This is a genomic window from Planococcus massiliensis, from assembly GCF_000821325.1.
GTDB lineage: Bacteria > Bacillota > Bacilli > Bacillales_A > Planococcaceae > Planococcus > Planococcus ruber.
Genome location: NZ_CCXS01000001.1, coordinates 1,051,013 through 1,067,598, shown reverse-complemented (window position 1 = coordinate 1,067,598; position 16,586 = coordinate 1,051,013). Strand labels below are relative to the sequence as shown.

12 protein-coding genes are annotated in these 16,586 nt (G+C 45.1%); 6 read left to right on the top strand and 6 right to left on the bottom strand.

Annotated features, from left to right (window positions below):
- Positions 1-16: 16 nt before the first annotated feature.
- Positions 17-895 (top strand): UV DNA damage repair endonuclease UvsE, encoded by an 879-nt coding sequence (gene uvsE, locus BN1080_RS05145; protein WP_052650869.1) that lies wholly within the window; start codon positions 17-19, stop codon positions 893-895.
- 91 nt (positions 896-986) lie between these two features.
- On the opposite strand, the gene BN1080_RS05140 is transcribed toward uvsE, so the two are convergent.
- Both BN1080_RS05140 and BN1080_RS05135 read right to left on the bottom strand, forming a co-directional pair.
- Positions 987-1,607, bottom strand: a complete 621-nt coding sequence (locus BN1080_RS05140; protein ID WP_234398936.1) for a sigma factor — start codon at positions 1,605-1,607, stop codon at positions 987-989.
- Positions 1,608-1,671: 64 nt separating this feature from the next.
- Positions 1,672-2,193 carry a GyrI-like domain-containing protein gene (locus BN1080_RS05135; protein WP_052650868.1) on the bottom strand — a complete coding sequence of 174 codons (522 nt, stop codon included), beginning with the start codon at positions 2,191-2,193 and terminating at the stop codon, positions 1,672-1,674.
- Positions 2,194-2,431: 238 nt separating this feature from the next.
- Here BN1080_RS05135 and BN1080_RS05130 point away from each other — a divergent pair, with 238 nt between their 5' ends.
- The 4 genes from BN1080_RS05130 to BN1080_RS05115 all read left to right on the top strand — a co-directional run bounded on the left by BN1080_RS05130 (position 2,432) and on the right by BN1080_RS05115 (position 11,195).
- Positions 2,432-3,250 carry a TetR/AcrR family transcriptional regulator gene (locus BN1080_RS05130; protein ID WP_052650867.1) on the top strand — a complete coding sequence of 273 codons (819 nt, stop codon included), beginning with the start codon at positions 2,432-2,434 and terminating at the stop codon, positions 3,248-3,250.
- A 13-nt stretch (positions 3,251-3,263) separates the two neighbouring features.
- Positions 3,264-6,440, top strand: a complete 3,177-nt coding sequence (locus BN1080_RS05125; protein ID WP_052650866.1) for an efflux RND transporter permease subunit — start codon at positions 3,264-3,266, stop codon at positions 6,438-6,440.
- A 372-nt stretch (positions 6,441-6,812) separates the two neighbouring features.
- The gene (locus tag BN1080_RS05120; protein WP_110925577.1) at positions 6,813-7,838 is read left to right on the top strand and encodes a LysM peptidoglycan-binding domain-containing protein; all 1,026 of its coding nucleotides are present in this window, start codon (positions 6,813-6,815) and stop codon (positions 7,836-7,838) included.
- 156 nt (positions 7,839-7,994) lie between these two features.
- The gene (locus BN1080_RS05115) at positions 7,995-11,195 is read left to right on the top strand and encodes a hypothetical protein (protein WP_234398935.1); all 3,201 of its coding nucleotides are present in this window, start codon (positions 7,995-7,997) and stop codon (positions 11,193-11,195) included.
- An 84-nt stretch (positions 11,196-11,279) separates the two neighbouring features.
- On the opposite strand, the gene BN1080_RS05110 is transcribed toward BN1080_RS05115, so the two are convergent.
- The 4 genes from BN1080_RS05110 to BN1080_RS05095 all read right to left on the bottom strand — a co-directional run bounded on the left by BN1080_RS05110 (position 11,280) and on the right by BN1080_RS05095 (position 15,265).
- Positions 11,280-12,689: a glycosyltransferase family 2 protein gene (locus BN1080_RS05110; protein WP_052650863.1), complete on the bottom strand. Its 1,410-nt coding sequence runs from the start codon at positions 12,687-12,689 to the stop codon at positions 11,280-11,282.
- On the bottom strand, positions 12,686-13,738 hold the full coding sequence (locus BN1080_RS05105) for a HEAT repeat domain-containing protein (RefSeq protein WP_052650862.1): 1,053 nt from the start codon (positions 13,736-13,738) through the stop codon (positions 12,686-12,688). Before BN1080_RS05105 ends, BN1080_RS05110 begins: the two co-directional genes overlap by 4 nt.
- A gap of 184 nt (positions 13,739-13,922) precedes the next feature.
- Positions 13,923-14,627: a GDSL-type esterase/lipase family protein gene (locus tag BN1080_RS05100; protein WP_052650861.1), complete on the bottom strand. Its 705-nt coding sequence runs from the start codon at positions 14,625-14,627 to the stop codon at positions 13,923-13,925.
- 80 nt (positions 14,628-14,707) lie between these two features.
- Positions 14,708-15,265 carry a DUF4126 domain-containing protein gene (locus BN1080_RS05095; protein ID WP_052650860.1) on the bottom strand — a complete coding sequence of 186 codons (558 nt, stop codon included), beginning with the start codon at positions 15,263-15,265 and terminating at the stop codon, positions 14,708-14,710.
- Between the two features lie 275 nt (positions 15,266-15,540).
- Between BN1080_RS05095 and BN1080_RS05090 the strand changes: the two genes are divergently transcribed.
- The gene (locus BN1080_RS05090) at positions 15,541-16,566 is read left to right on the top strand and encodes a glycosyltransferase (protein WP_052650859.1); all 1,026 of its coding nucleotides are present in this window, start codon (positions 15,541-15,543) and stop codon (positions 16,564-16,566) included.
- Positions 16,567-16,586: the final 20 nt, after the last annotated feature.

Here is a 16,586-nt window from a genome sequence, read left to right as displayed (position 1 = left end):
TAAGGAGTTGAACAATATGAGGCTGGGTTATGCTTGTATGAATACTGAATTGAAAACCGTTTTCCGCACTTTGCGTGTTGCAACAGCAGAAGCTGAAGGCACAGCAAAAATTAAAGAGTTAACGCTGAAAAATATGCAAACGACTTTCGAAATCCTGCAATGGAATCTGGAACATGATATTTTTTTCTATCGTGCTTCAAGTTCGATGATTCCTCTTTCCACCCATCCTATCAATGATTGGATTTGGTGGGAAGATCCGGACTTCCTTTCGATCGCCGCTCAAATACGGGAACTGGCAGAAACGCATAGAATGCGCATTTCCATGCATCCCGGCCAATACACGGTCTTGAATTCCCCGAAACCGGAAGTGGTAAAGAAATCCGTCGAAGATTTGGTGTATCACGACCGGCTCATTGCATTGTTAGGCGGCAATGACTTGATTGTCCACACTGGCGGTGCCTACGGAGATAAAGAACGGGCCAAAATCAGGTTTGCAGAAAACTATGCTTTATTGCCAGCCAGTATTAAAAAACGGCTCCGTTTAGAAAATGACGATAAAACCTTTACGGTGCGCGACGTCCTAGATGTCAACAAATTATGCGGAGTGCCGATTTGCTTTGACATCCATCACCATAATTGCAATAACGATGGAACCCCTGTCGACTACGCCGAAATTCTGGCCACTTGGGAAGGCTATGGCATTCCCAAAATCCACATCAGCACCGGAAAAGAAGGGTTTACAGATTTGCGGCATCATAATATTGTTACCCAAGAAGATTTTGATGAACTGCTGCTGCTTTTAAAAGGGACGGATGCTGACATCATGTTTGAAGCCAAGCTGAAAGAACAAGCCGTCCTTCCTTTTGTGAAACAGCAAACGGATAAGAAACCATAAAAAATTCCGGAGAATTTCTTCTCCGGAATTTTTTATGGTCGTCTCAAACTTTAAATTTGCCAATTGCCTGACATGGGCCGCTAAAGCGTTGCTATCGCCTAGATAATGCGATTTGGTCCGGGCCTATATTTTCTTTTAGCTTTTTTAATACACGCTCCCTTCTTTTTTTCATGCCAGCCAGCGAAACTCCTTCACTGGCGGCGAGCCCTGTTAAACTGGTTCCTTTAACGAAAAGTTCTTCCAGCAATCTTTTTTCGCCGTTCTTTAAATAGCGGGCATCGATCCATTCCGGCAGTTCATCTTCTACGATGCAGCCAGCCAAGTCATCAAATTCATGGTTTTGCTGCACGAGATTCCGTTCAATATATTTCGCCTCTTTCTTCAAATGGTCTAGCATCGCTCCATGAATGGTCCGATAAGCAAATGCGGTAAAACTCCCTTTCGATTCATCATAGCGGATGCTCGCTTGCCAAAGCGCAATTTTCCCCACTTGGCGAAAGCTTTCGTAGTCTCGGTATATATGGAGCTTCCGCATTAGGGCGTTGATCATGGGTGCATACTGAGCATCTAATTCTTCGTATTCTTTCAAGTTCCCATCCTTCTGGATATCCTTTGTATTCCCGGGTATCACCAGAATAGCGGTTAAATTTTCCAGCAGCAAAAACCGGTTTTGGGCATTCAAGCCATCATGCAGCTGATTTAAACGATTCAATTTCCCTATACGGTTGAGTAAACCTTTCGTTTATCACACCGTTCCGGATATTCAGAACCATTTTTTATGCGATTTCATCGCGCAAAATTAAAAAAGATAGCTCAATTTCCCATTTGGTTAAATCCGGTTCCGTTTCAGGATCTGTTAAATACTGTTCGAAGCGCCCATTCCAAATTTCAATATCCCCTTCAAAGCGTTTATCGAAAGACAAGCCTTCCTTTTCCGCCCATTTTTCTACTTCATGCACGGAATCCGCAAGCATATCCGGATGCCCTCTATGGATAGCACAAACATAAGACCCTTCAGGAATCGAACTGGCAATGACCCGTTCATCGCCGGCAACCATCCTTTCCAGTGGCACTCCAACTTCCAGATCGAATTCACTTTTGCCAACTTCCAGGCACCAATATCGATAGAACGGTGCGCCTGCCGGCAGTACGTTTTTGTTCTCCAGCCATTGAAAGAGTTCAGGCACTAAAGCGGTGGTTTTATTCCACTCCTCTAAGGCCGCTTGAATGGGGATTGCTGCGTACGGCTGTTCCACTCTATATTCCACAGTCGGTCCAGACAATAAATACGAAGCCATTTAAAACCTTCCCTTCTTCGAATTACTTTTGATGGAATGCTGCCAAGTATTTGCTGTTTCCTTTCTATTTACCCTAATTTTTCGCGGCAAACGCACTGTCCGTTCAGCGCTTTTTCAAGAAACAAAATAGACACACGATATAAGTCCCTATAAATTGACTCAATTTTTTTCAAGCTTTATCCTAAAGTATGACCGAAGGGTTACTTAAAATGACCAATTGGTTTTAAGGAGGGGTGTTATGGACAAACGGCAGGAATTGATGAATCATGCTGTACATTTCTTTTCCATCAAAGGATTTCATCAAACGTCTGTCCAGGAAATAGCGAAGGCAGCGGGAATATCAAAAGGCGCTTTTTACAAGCACTTTGATTCGAAAGAAGGCATCTTCGTTGAAATCCTCAAACAATACCACGAGGATTTGACGAGAGATTTAAACAGCGCCGACTTCGAACCCGGCTTGACTAACCGGGAATTTTTCAAGAAAAAATTATTGCTTGAAATTGAGCGGACAGTGATGAACAAGGAATTCTTTTTAATGGTCTTCAAGGATTTCCCGGCAAACGACAATGAACTTATGCAAAATTTGCTGCAAGAACTTCGGATGGCGCAGTTAGTCTTACATAAATATAGTTTGCTCGAAGTCTATGGGGACCGAGCCAAACCTTTCATCTACGATTTGGTGACCGTCTATGAAGGGATTAAAAAAGAGTATTATTTTTATTTGATTTTTGAGAACCGGCCGATCAACAAGGAGCTTCTGGCTGAATTTATCGTTGCCAGCCTTGATGCCATCGTTAGCCACTCGGAAAAGATCCAACCCGTTCTGACCGGCTTTACCTCCACCATTTCTCCACTTGAAGAAGCTTACAACCAATTGGAAGAACAGATCAAACAAACTTCTTCTCAACGGGAAAAGCACTTATCCGCTTTTCTGATGTTGAAGGAAGAAATGGCCAAACAAGATGCCAAGGCATTTTTGGTCGAGGCCTTACTGGACTATTTAAAACAAGAAGAATCATTAGCAACCGAACTTTCAACTTTAGAAAAGTTCATTTGAAGGAGTGTATCGATTGAAGAAAATCATTGATTTTTCACTGAATAACAAGTTTGCTATTTGGATTTTGACGATCATGGTTGTTGTCGCCGGCCTTTATGCTGGATTGACCATGAAACAAGAATCCATTCCAAGCATCACGCTTCCTGCAGTGACTGTTGTCACGACGTATCCAGGTGCTGCACCGGATGAAATCATGGAAGAAGTCACGATTCCGATGGAGCAGCGGATTCAAAATATGAATGGCGTCGAACTGGTGACATCGACTTCATTGGCAAATGCCTCTACGATCCAAGTCCAGTACGCTTTTGAAGTGGACATGGACGAAGCGACACGCCAATTGGAAGATGCTTTGTCCCAGATTTCCATTCCGGAAGCTGCAAACGATCCGGAAGTATCCCGCGTCAGTTTAGATGCTTTCCCGGTCCTTGCGCTAAGCGTAAGTAAGCCCGGCAGCTCTTTGGAAGAATTGACGGCAGATGTGGAAGAACATGTCCTCCCGGCTGTCGAAGGCATCGACGGATTGTCTGAGGCTCAAGTTTCTGGACAGCGTGTCCAGAAAGTGACCATGACTTTCGACGAAGCGGCTTTAGCACAGTATGGATTGACAGAAGAAACGATTCAACAATTGATCCAAGGGTCAAACTTGACTTTCCCATTAGGATTGACGAATTTTGATGGCGAATTGAAAAACTTGGTCATTGATGGAAATGTAACAACCGTTGATGATTTGAAGAACCTTCAAATTCCAGCGATTCCACAGGCAGCGCAAGCCCCATCAGGCGATGCAGCAGCCGGCGCACAAGAAGATCCAAGCGCTGCACCCGAGGCACCATCTGCAGCACCGGCAGCGCCTTCTGCTGAAGTGCCGGCCTCAGCCGCAATTCCGACTGTCGCATTAAGCGAGTTAGCCGAAATTGAAGTTGTCAGTGAAGCAGAGTCCATCTCACGGACGAACGGCGAAGAATCAATCGGCCTTTCCATTGTGAAATCTCCGGATGCCAATACCGTGGAGGTTGTAAACGGCGTCAAAGATGTCATCACGGATTTGGAAAAAGATTTCGATTTAACTGTGGCAACAACATTTGACCAAGGAGAGCCGATCGAACAATCAGTTGAAACTATGCTGAGCAAAGCCTTATACGGCATCCTATTTGCCGTTGTCATTATCCTGCTCTTCTTGCGCAGCTTTAAAACGACTTTGATCTCGATCATTTCGATTCCGCTTTCATTATTGATGGCGATTTTCTTATTAAATCAACTCGATATTACCTTAAATATCATGACGCTTGGCGCTTTGACCGTAGCAATTGGGCGTGTCATCGATGACTCGATTGTCGTCATTGAAAATATTTACCGCCGTATGGCATTGCCAGACGAAAAACTGCGCGGCAAAGAATTGATTCGCGAAGCAACACGCGAAATGTTCCTTCCAATCTTTTCTTCTACTGTCGTAACGATTGCCGTATTCTTGCCGCTGGCGCTTGTCAACGGACAGATTGGTGAATTGTTCTTGCCATTCGCGCTTGCAGTGGTCTTCGCACTTGCAGCATCCCTGCTCGTTGCAGTCACAATCGTTCCGATGATGGCCCATTTGATGTACGGCAAACAATTGAAAAATTTGGATGCCACTAAATCAGTGACAAAAGAACACAAGCCTGGAAAAATGGCTGCTGGCTACAAACGCATTTTGGAATGGTCTTTGAACCATAAGATTATTACATTCGGCGGAGCTGCTGTCCTTCTTGCAGCGAGTCTTTTCTTGGTGCCGGTCATCGGGGTAAGTTTCTTGCCTGAACAAGAACAGAAACTTGTAATGGCTACTTACAGCCCGGAACCTGGACAGACGCGTGAAGACGTGGAAGAAATTGCGCTTGACGCAGAAAGCGCAATTGCAGATCGCGACGGCGTCACTTCATACCAATACTCGCTTGGCGGCGGCAATCCGTTGACAGCGATGGGCGGCGGCGGAGACAATTCCGCGTTGTTCTATATTGAATACGATTCTGATTTTGAAGAATTCAGCGAAGAAAGCACAAACTTGATTGATTCGCTGAACGAAAATACAGAAGCCGGCGAATGGAGCAGCCTTGACTTTGCGGCCATGGGCGCCACAGGACTTGAATTATTCGTCTACGGCGACAATCTTGAAGACATCCAAACCGCTATTGATCAAATCCAGCCGATCATGGAAGATCATAAGGAATTGGAAAACACGGAATCAAGCTTGACTGAAGCTTATGACCAGTTTACTTTAGTCGCGAATCAACAAGCGCTGAGTGAAAAAGGCTTGACGGCTGCTCAAATCGGCATGGCATTAAGCAATGTCGGCGAAGCGCCAATCTTGACGACTGTTAAAAATGATGACAAAGACATTAATGTTTATATTGAAACTGAAGAAACCACTTATGCAGGAATTGATGATGTAACAAACGTCCAAATCCCGACAGCCCTTGGCACCACCGTTGCTGTTGGCGATGTGATGGAAGTGGAAGAAGGCAAATCGCCTGATACCATTAACCGCAGAGACGGCCAAATATACGCGTCATTGACTGCAGATGTACTTGGAAACAACGCAGCGGCCATCACGACGGAAATTGATGAAAAAGTGGCGGATCTTGACTTGCCTTCTGGCATTTCAATCGACCACGGCGGTGTGACCGAACAAATCAATGAATCGTTCAGCCAGCTCGGCTTAGCGATGCTAGCTGCGATCGCCATTGTCTACTTCGTACTGGTCGTCACATTCGGCGGCGCATTGGCTCCGTTTGCAATCCTGTTCTCGCTGCCATTCACGGTTATCGGTGTGCTGGTTGCGCTTTGGATTACCGGTGAGCCATTGAGTGTCAATGCCTTAATCGGTGTCTTGATGCTGATCGGTATCGTAGTCACAAATGCCATTGTATTGATTGACCGGGTTATCCATATGGAAAAAGCCGGACTTACGACTCGCGAAGCCCTGCTTGAAGGCGGCGTAACGCGTCTCCGTCCGATTTTGATGACGGCCCTTGCAACCATTGGCGCATTGATTCCGCTTGCTATCGGCGCTGAAGGCGACGGCGGCGGGTTGATCTCTAAAGGACTTGGCATCACCGTAATCGGCGGACTTGTCAGCTCCACTCTATTGACGTTGGTCATTGTGCCGATTGTTTATGAAGTGACAGCGAAGTTCCGTAAAAAACAGCACGATTAACTAGAAGCAGCCCCTTTCAAATTGGAAGGGGCTGCTTTTTTTCCTTAAAAGGGGACGAATGAAGGCGAACGCACCTCATTGAGAAAGTTTCGCACCTCAGACCAGTTTTTTCGCACCTCGTATCCCTAATTTCGCACCTTCAACAAAAAACCGCTTGTATTCTATGCGAATAAATTCAGGTACTTGAATTAGGTCTTTTTATATGTATTTTCTTAAAACAATAAAAAAATGTTATTAAAAATTCAGAAAAATGATATAATAGAATCATAAAAAGAATGCAATTGAAAGATTCGAGGTTATAAAAAATGTATTCATTCCATGCTTATACATACGCACTCAACTAAATGCGTAACGATTAAAGGGGTGGATATGATGTATAGCAAACTTCTCAAAATTGCCGCAGCCTTCTTATTAATTCTTTTTGCCGCCCTCTCCTTCTCGCCGCCTGCTGAAGCTGCCAGTTCAAAATTCATCTCAAAAGCGACTACTTCAAGCAAAGTTGTCGCACTCACATTCGATGATGGATCTGACGGCACCAATATCCAGAAAATCCTGAATACTTTATCGGCGAATAAAATCAAAGCGACTTTCTTTCTGACGGGATCCGGTGCCAACAACCATCCGCAGGCCATTAAAAACATTGCATCTAGCGGCCATCAACTGGCCAACCATTCTTATTCTCATCCTGACTTTACAAAACTGAGCGCTTCTCAAATAAAAACGGAACTGGATAAAACTGAAGCCGCTGTGAAAAAAATTACCGGCAAATCAACGAAGCCTTTATTCCGTGCACCATTCGGCGCTTCAAATTCAGCCGTTTTGGCGGCAGTCGGAAATGCCGGATACACCCACACCATCCAGTGGAACATTGATACCTTGGACTGGAAAGGTGTATCTTCCACAGCCATCACCAACAAAGTCGTCAACAATATCGTCCCAGGCTCTATCGTCTTGATGCATACAGGTGCCGGGGCATCCGGAACTCCTGGCGCCCTTCAAGGCATGATCACCAAATTAAAAGCAAAAGGCTATTCTTTTGTGACGGTCTCGCAATTGCTCAAATTGCCTTCCGCTCCTCCGCCTGCCGGCACTAAATACACGGTCAAGGCAGGAGACACACTTTACAGCATCGCTAAACGCTATAACGTCACGGTCAACGCTTTGGCTTCAGCCAATAAAATTTCAAGTCCGTATATCATCCGTGTCGGCCAAGTATTGATCATTCCAGCTAAGGCCGCCCCTCCTGCTGCATCAGTGAAATATACGGTCAAAGCAGGAGATACGCTTTACAGCATTGCCAAAAAACACAATTCCACTGTCGCAAAAATTGCCGCAGCCAATAAAATTCCAAGCCCTTACATCATAAAAGTTGGCCAAGTGTTGGCCATCCCCAAATAAATGTTGAAAGCAGCCATTTGCACCGGCTGCTTTTTTATTGGAAAATTTCCCATCTTTCTTTAAAATTACCTCTTTCAGCCTAAGTAAAATACAATAATTCCAAGATAATTTACGCTATAATGAAAGCTGAATTTAATTTTGCTTGAGAAAAGAGGAATGCTGGTGCGAAAAATTCTATTTTCCATCCTCGGACTTATCATTGTAATTGCTTTGCCTTTCGTTTTCTGGTTTTTGCAGGAGAAAGAAAATTTGCAAGTTGCCATCATCGATAAAACGGTGCCATCCGAAACGTATCGAGAACACCATGGTTTGACATGGCTCTTAAATCATATGGGTTATTTAAAAAACGACGATTCAGCCTATGAAGCCAGTAAAGATTATTACGGCTTTAAGCCTGACGAACGAAATGAATCTTATAAGTTGAGTGAGGTTCCGGAAGATTTCGGCGAAACCGATATGATTTATTTAGCCGATACATACGGAGTCTATGAAGAAGACCTAGCTTGGCAGACAGCGGGACAAGAAGCGAAAGAGGCTCCTTCTTTGGTTTATGGCGGACTTGAAATGGCTGAGTGGCAAAGCATCCAGAATCAAGTTGATAATGGAGGCAGCGACTTGGTAGTGGAATTCAACACGCTTGCGTCCCCCACCTCCATTGAAGTCCGGGATGCAGCAGCTGATTATTTGGGGATTCAGCCGACTGGCTGGAGCGGACGGAAATTCAATGAACTGGATAAACAGCAAGATGAAGTTCCTCCCTGGGTCATCTCCCGTTTTGAAGAAACTGGAGACCGCTGGAATTTTGCCGGCAGCGGCTTTGTGTTGGCCAATGACCTATCAGGTGAGATCCTGGTTCTGTCTGAACAGGAAGGGCTGATTGGCCCTGATGGGATTCAATTGGATTTTACAGAAGCGGGACAGGAATTCTTTTCAATGGAAGACTCTCCCGAATTTACTTATTGGTTTGATATTAATGAAGCAGAGGAAAGCAGCATTTTAGCGAATTATGATTGGGATCTTTCGGAAAAAGGGAAGTCCCTGCTCGTTGAAAATGGCATACCTGCCTCTTTCCCGGCCATCGTCCACCAGCAAAAAAGTGCGGCTGACACGTTTTATTTCGCTGGAGATTTTGTCGACATTGCAGAAGTCCCGAGCTTTTATCAATTTGCCGGATTTGCGAAAGTGCGGTCATGGCTATCATTTGAAAGCCTTTCAGGAGAATCCGGTTTCTTTTGGAAAACGTATGCTCCAATGATGAAAAAGATTCTCCAAAACAGTGCTGCTTCTAAAACGGCGGCGGCTGCTCCGGAATTAGCCAAAGACGAAGGAATCGCTTTCCCAGCCAGAGTCAATGGGCAGGATTTCCAAGTCTTTGAAAACGGCGAGTGGAAAGATTTCACCGTCAAAGGAGTCAATATGGGAATGGCAAAACCGGGCACTTTCCCCGGTGAAGCAGCCATTTCACGAGAAGAATATGACCGCTGGTTCGAGCAGATCGGGGAAATGAATGCCAATGCCATCCGGGTCTATACTTTACACCCGCCCGCTTTTTATCAAGCATTGAAAGCTTATAACGAGCAGGCTGACCAGCCTCTTTACGTCTATCATGGCGTCTGGATTGACGAAGAACCGCTTGTGGAGAAACTTGATGCTTTCGATCCTGAAATTACCGAAAGGTTCCAAACAGACATCAAGACGCTGATAGATGTTGTCCACGGCAGTGCAGAAGTCGAACCGCGGCCCGGACATGCGGCTGGAACGTACGATGCGGATATTTCCCCTTACGTCATCGGCTGGATTGCGGGCATCGAATGGGATCCGTCCATGGTGGACCAAATGGTGAACACGTATCCCGATCTTGGCGACTTCAAAGGAAAGCATGTCTACACAGAAGGCGCCAACGCCATGGAAAATTGGATTGCGCAGCAGTTGGATATGCTCGCTTCATACGAAATGGATCAATACCAAAGTATGCGCCCGCTAAGCTTTACCAATTGGGTGACTACGGATAATTTAGAGCAGCCTTCAGAGCCAAGTGAAAAAGAAGATATTGCAGAAATCGATCCCAATCACATTAAATTGGCAGGACAAACTGAAAATGTCGGGATGTTTGCTTCTTATCATATCTACCCTTACTATCCTGACTTCTTGAATTTAGAGGAAAAATATACGGAGTTTATCGATCATCGCGGCGAGAAAAACAACTACGCCGGCTATTTGAAAGACTTAAACGACTCGCATGAAATGCCAATATTAGTAGCCGAATTCGGTGTGCCCGCTTCCCGCGGAAAAACGCATGAAAATCCATCCGGCTGGAACCAAGGTTTCATTTCCGAGAAACAGCAAGGTGAAATCGCCCAGCATCTCTATGAAGATATCTTGCATGAAGGCATGCTTGGCGGGCTAGTATTTACCTGGCAGGATGAGTGGTTTAAACGGACATGGAATACGATGGACTACGACAACCCGGATCAGCGTCCATTCTGGTCAAATGCCCAAACAAACGAGCAGCAATTCGGCATCTTGAGTTTTGACCGGCATAAAGTGAAAGTAAACGGCGTGGATGACTGGGAAGCGGGTGAAACACTTTACGAGAAAAATGAAGGAGCGATGCAGTCGATCGAAATGGACCACGACGAACGCTACCTTTACATCAAAACCACTTTTGATGAAAGCCGCAGGGATTGGTGGAACCAGCAGCAATTCCACTTGTATTTCAATATTCGGGACGGCCAAGGAATTCCGGTAGACATTGGAACGGACGCCACATTCAAAGCCGACTTCCATTTGCAGATCAACGGCAAAGATTCTGCCCGTCTATTGGTTGCCGGAGATTACGATTCGTTCTACTACGATTATGCAGAGAGGCTCAAAATGATACCGGAATCGAAAGAGGACATCTCAACGGTCTTCCATCCGATCCGCCTCGCCTTGAGCAAAGAAATCACGCGCCCGGATACCGGAGAAGTCCTTCCGTTCTCTTCTTACGAAACCGGCGTGCTGCAATTCGGAATCGCAGATCCGGAAAGTGAGGACTACGACTCCTTGAACGATTATTTCTATTCGGAAGACACGGGTGTGCTTGAAATCCGCATTCCATGGATGCTGCTCAACGCTAAAGATCCAAGCCAAAAAGAATTTGCCGGCGATTTCTGGAAAGACGGCCTTGAATCGTCCATGTCAGCTGACCGCATTGCCGTCGCTGCCACTTTAACCGATCAGGACAAAATCGTTGATGCATTCGCTGGCGAAGAACCTGCGGCGTACACGTGGGAGCCATGGGAACTTCCTGAAACAACAGAACGCTTGAAACAATCCTATTACATCCTCCAAGAATTCTTTGGAAAAGTGGAATAAAAAAAGGAAGCCCTCAAATGAACTGACCCAAAATTGTTAGACACAACTAACAATGGAGGTGCAGTTCACAAATGGGCTTCCTTTTTAGGTTGGCGTATCGTCTGAGAAAACGCCTTTTCGTTCCATGTCTCCCCACGCATGCTTTTTGCGGAGCGAATAAATTAAACCCTGCACACGCCAGAAATTGGCCAGGATCCGGTACCAGAATATTTCGGTTAACGCATAGACATAGAGGATGAAAATGCTTTTGACGTCCGGGTATTTATGGTACGTCCATTCCTCCAACAGCACCGCAAGGGAGGATAAAAGAGAACCGTACAAAATCATGACGAGCAGCATCACCAAAGCGATGTCGGTATCCACGAACGAAAACAGCAATCCGCTGATAATGATGCCGTAGCCGATGACTTCAAAAACCGCGCTTAACAGCTCGATGAACAAATAATAGGGCATGGAAAACATCCCAATGCCTTTATATTTCGGATTAAACAGCATCTTCCGGTGAATCCAGATGGTTTCAGCCAATCCGCGCTGCCAGCGGATTCGCTGTGCCCGCAAGGAAGCGATGGTGCTCGGCGCTTCTGTCCAGCAAACTGGATCTTGGATGTATTCGATGCGCTGATTGGACTTTTCCTCTTTGATCGACCGGTGGATCCGAACGATCAATTCCATATCTTCTCCCACCGTATTGGTGTTATAGCCGCCGACTTTGATGACCCGGCTTTTCTCAAAAACCCCGAAAGCTCCGGAAATGATCAACAAAATATTCGCTCGGCTAAAACCGAGGCGCCCAATCAAAAAGGCGCGGAAATATTCAACGATCTGCATGACTTCAAGCGGCCGTTTCGGCAATTTGATTTCCGTGACTTCCCCTTTGACGATTTTGCAGCCATTGGCGATCCGGACCGTCCCGCCCGTAGCCGTGACCCTTCCGCTTGAATCAATGATCGGTTTCATTGTTTTTAATAGTGCATCTTTTTCAAGAATGGAATCGCCGTCGATTGCAGCGAAATAAGGATATTGGGAAAAATTCACACCGGCATTCAAGGCATCCGCTTTTCCGCCATTTTCCTTTTCGATCAAATAGAGGTGAGGATGCAATTCGGATTGATAAGCGGCCGTCAGCTTGCCCGTTTTAAAATAGCTTCTTGCGGCCAGCTCGATCCGTTTCATCTGAAAGACATCCATCAGTTTTTCGCTCGTTTTATCGGTTGAGCCGTCATTGACGACAATAATCTCATATTGCGGGTAATTCAAAGACAAGAGCGAACGGACGGTACTGGCCACTCCCGCCTCTTCGTTGTAAGCAGGGACTAACACAGAAATCGGATAGGTATCTTTGTTGATCATTATCTCTTCAATTTGCTCTGTCCGATTCAATTTTTTCTCCCGGTTGATTTTCGGTCCGGCTACCAGGAAAAGCACAAGATAGATACCTCCGGCCGCCAGCATATAAACAATGATGCCTAAAGATATGATTTCAATCGCGTTCATCGATTTCCGCCCCCTTTCTTCGTCAGCATATGCCTTGCGACATCGCGGGCATAGGCATCTTCACTGGTTGAAGCAATTTCATGCAGCAGCGCATTGCCATCTTCAAATTCCTGAAGATTGTCTGCCGCTGCAAAACGAACCCACCAAACCGGATCCGTGAATAATTGGATAAGCTGTTCTTTAAAATCGGTCAATTTACAAGCTCCCGCTAACTTAGCTGCATACATGCGCTCTTCCCAGAAAAGGGAGATGAAGAAAGCGGACAATTTTTTGGGGTCTGAAAGTCTGCCGTAATGCGTCAAACTTTTCATTGCTTTGATCCGCACTTCTTTCCGTTCGTCGGTCATCAATTTTTCGACAAACGGGAAAAAACGTTCACTTTTCCGTTCGCCATTCAGCATAATAAATGCGTACAGCAGGTTTTCAGGCGCATCATCTTTCATAAACATCCGCGCCATGATTCTTTGATGCAGTTCCTCATCCATTCTCATTAATAATTCTTTGGCAAAGCCGACCGATAAATTCGACTCTTCGAACAGTACATCCACGACTTTCGGCTCTTGCAGGATGGCAGCCGCCCGGAGACATTGCCAGTACTCATCATCTTGTTTAGCCAAGCTCTTAAAATGGCTAAATACTTCTTCTTTTAATGAGGCAATGCGAAAATCTTCGATGAAATAAAGGGCATTGATCCGTTCTGCCCATCCCCCATTTTTCAGGATGGATTGATAGCGCGGAGCCAAGTGGCGTTCTGCCAGATCCGTGATGCGGTTTCGTTCTTTTTGATCTTTATAAGTCTCTTGAAAATCAATGAGCATTTCTTCAATCGCCGCTTGCCTGATCGATTTATTTGAAGGAAGTTGGGGTTCCATCCACTTTTGTTCGGGAGCTTCGATAAACTGGCGGTAAATCGGCATGACCTGCCCTTTGACCCACGCTATTTTCCGTTGCCGTTTAAGCGCCTTCTGTTTGCCAACAATTAATACGGCCAATAACACCAATTGCACCGCCAGCAATCCCACCACTACCCAGAGGAATGTCTGTACCATTCTCATACGCCCCTTCCATTTAACCCTGCTTCTATTTTTTTCATACCCTATTTTTTCTAAAATAAGTTAATTTCATATAATAAATTGTAAATATCCAACAATTGCAAACTTAATTCTACAATAAAAACCAAGGAAAAAACTACATGAGAAAAGCACCTTATTGGTTCTAATAAGGTGCTTAAAATTAGTATTCCAGGCTTTTTATCCATTTATCGTAACCGACGCCCTTTAAATGGATGCCGTCAATCGTCAGATCCTTTTCCAACTGCCCATTTTCCCCTTGAAATTCCGGCTGCAAATCAACATAGCCAACCCCATACTCCTTAGATAGGGATACGAGGATTTGATTGAAATCATCGACTTTCTCATTAGACAATTCGTTATTGAAATCCTGATTGTTGATCGGCAAAATCGACTGCAGGACGAGCTGAGTCTCCGACAAATCGAATGCCTCGATGATGCGGCGCATATTCTTTTCGTAAGCTGTCGGACTTGAACCCGCGCCTATGTCGTTAATGCCAATCATTATGTATACTTCTTTCGGATGCCGATCCACGATTTCATCGATGCGGTTCAAGACCCCTTTTGATGTATCTTCTGCGATTCCTCTGTTCACTACATTCTCATCCGGGAAGTATTCCGGAAATTCTCCATGGTCGGTGATGCTATCGCCGAGAAAGACCTTATCCGGCGCCTCCGTATCCAGTGACTCAAAGATCGCTTTCTTTTGCACATAGTAATCCGGGAATTCCTGATTCGAAGTCAGCGAAGCCCATTGTTCTTTCACAAAACCGATGCCGCCTTGTTTTGCAAGAAAAAACCCGGCCATGACGATAAAGGCAAGATTTAACGCCACGGATATTCCTAAAAACATTTTGATTTTTTTCATGTTGTCCACTTCCTGTTTCTCTAGTTGCTTTTCGTTGCACAATAGAAAGTATTTCCTTCTTAGCCCGGCGTTAAACCCGCCTAAACCGCTTTTGGCTTGGAAAAGAAGCGGCGATAAATTTTCAGGAAGATAATTGCCAGCACAATCAAGAAGACAATCGCTAATATCGGAATGATGAAAATCAGGATGGGTACAGCCGTGGCCGTCGCGTCTTCGATCCCTGCAACGGCCGGGCTCATCAAGACGGTTTCACTTGCCCCTTTGACGGATGCTACTGCAGCATGGGAAGTAGTGGCAATGCCTCCGCCTCCAATAATGGCGATGCTCCATTCCAAAAATGGACTCATGTCCCCGATAAATGAAGCCGTCAGCAAAATCCCTGCCAGTGCAGCGAGCGGCGTCTCCAATACTTTCATAAACGAACCGACAGCCGGAATATAGTTGACCGTAATTTCCAGAACCGTCGCTACGCCAAATGCGATCAATGCCGGAGTACTGCCAATCCAGCTAAAGCCTTCAGCAAGCGACAGCCAATCCGCCCTCACAAATAAGCCGGTGATCAGTAAAGGCGTGAATACACGGAAACCCGTAGTGGCGCTTAATGCCAGTCCAATGCAAATTGCGAGTATCATTTCCATCCTAGCCCTCCGTTCTTTAAAACGCTTTGCTTTACTATGACCTGATTAGCGCTGCTTCAAACACTCCCTGGATATCATCCGATAGCACGCTAATAAAACGATAAGTTGATGACATGGATGAAAAAAAAGATTATTATAGCTATTACACTAGTAAATGAATGGAAGTTTTCAATCCACTCGCCGTATTTAGCCCAAAACCCTGCCTTATGTTTTAACAATCTTGTTTCAGACAGTGTACCATCGGATGATTGAAATTGACCGAGGAGGACATTTGAATGCATTATGCAGTGACTTCAACCTTGTCTGCAGAATTTACGGGGCGCACAGAAGCATTATTAAAAAGAACGCGCTTGTTAAGTGCGCACGGCAAGTTTCCGGCTGCCATTATATCCACAGACTATAATCCGGATTTAAACTCGGTTTACAAGCTTTACTACGAAAAAGCGTTGATTCCAAAACAGGTGCAATTTTTGAATATCTACGATTTCCTTTCCAAAAGAACTTATGATGTACGGGAAATTGAACATCCGCTAGAAGAAAAAGGGTTGGTATGGTCAGCAGTAGAAAATGGCAAGGCATACCGCTATTTTGATAATGGCAAATATGTTTTGTACAAAAATTACGAGACCCCCGATAAGCGCTTGAAATTTATCGATATGCTGGACCCTTATCAGCATAAGAGAAAGGTCCGGAAAGAATACAACTGTGCAGGGCTCTGCCATAAAGAAATCCATTATCGGCAAGGCACTGTATATGTATTGGAAGAAATTTACTTAGATGAACTTGGGAAGGCTTATTTGAATAAAATGTATGACGGAACATCCGAACAAAAATTGCAAAGCATTTACGTTTTCCAGGACGGAAAAGCACTTGAATTTCAGTCAGAAACCGAATGGATCCGCTTTTGTTTGGGACAAATGATAGAGGCGCATTCCACCGTTGTTTGCGATGAACGCTTGTTGGATCGCCCCGTTCTCGAAATGGAGGTCCCTAAAGTCAAAAAGATTTTATTCCTCCAACATTTAGAGCTAAATAGCGTAGAGCATTCCTTTTGCCGATATACGCGGGATCACCTCGACCAAATTGATGAACTCGTGGTTTTAACAAACGAACAGAAAGAAGTTTTAAGAGAAGCTTTACCGCATATAGGCAAAGTCACAGTCATCCTCCACTCCCCGGAAGAAGCGGACGAAAGTATGGGGGCCCCCTACTCGGATGCACTATTTCTTCAAGCGTGGCGCTCGTTGTTAAAAGCGCCAAAACCTGCCAGCCCATTCAACAAGTTTTTTAGACGGGCATAAGGAAATAGCCGATTGGATAA

What these genes read in the sequence shown, in the direction of transcription:
- BN1080_RS05120 (WP_110925577.1), top strand. Translation starts at nt 6,813, where the DNA reads ATGTATAGCAAACTTCTCAAAATTGCCGCAGCCTTCTTATTAATTCTT.
- BN1080_RS05090 (WP_052650859.1), top strand. Translation starts at nt 15,541, where the DNA reads ATGCATTATGCAGTGACTTCAACCTTGTCTGCAGAATTTACGGGGCGC.
- BN1080_RS05130 (WP_052650867.1), top strand. Translation starts at nt 2,432, where the DNA reads ATGGACAAACGGCAGGAATTGATGAATCATGCTGTACATTTCTTTTCC.
- BN1080_RS05115 (WP_234398935.1), top strand. Translation starts at nt 7,995, where the DNA reads ATGCTGGTGCGAAAAATTCTATTTTCCATCCTCGGACTTATCATTGTA.
- uvsE (WP_052650869.1), top strand. Translation starts at nt 17, where the DNA reads ATGAGGCTGGGTTATGCTTGTATGAATACTGAATTGAAAACCGTTTTC.
- BN1080_RS05105 (WP_052650862.1), bottom strand. Translation starts at nt 13,738, where the DNA reads ATGGTACAGACATTCCTCTGGGTAGTGGTGGGATTGCTGGCGGTGCAA.
- BN1080_RS05135 (WP_052650868.1), bottom strand. Translation starts at nt 2,193, where the DNA reads ATGGCTTCGTATTTATTGTCTGGACCGACTGTGGAATATAGAGTGGAA.
- BN1080_RS05110 (WP_052650863.1), bottom strand. Translation starts at nt 12,689, where the DNA reads ATGAACGCGATTGAAATCATATCTTTAGGCATCATTGTTTATATGCTG.
- BN1080_RS05095 (WP_052650860.1), bottom strand. Translation starts at nt 15,265, where the DNA reads ATGGAAATGATACTCGCAATTTGCATTGGACTGGCATTAAGCGCCACT.
- BN1080_RS05100 (WP_052650861.1), bottom strand. Translation starts at nt 14,627, where the DNA reads ATGAAAAAAATCAAAATGTTTTTAGGAATATCCGTGGCGTTAAATCTT.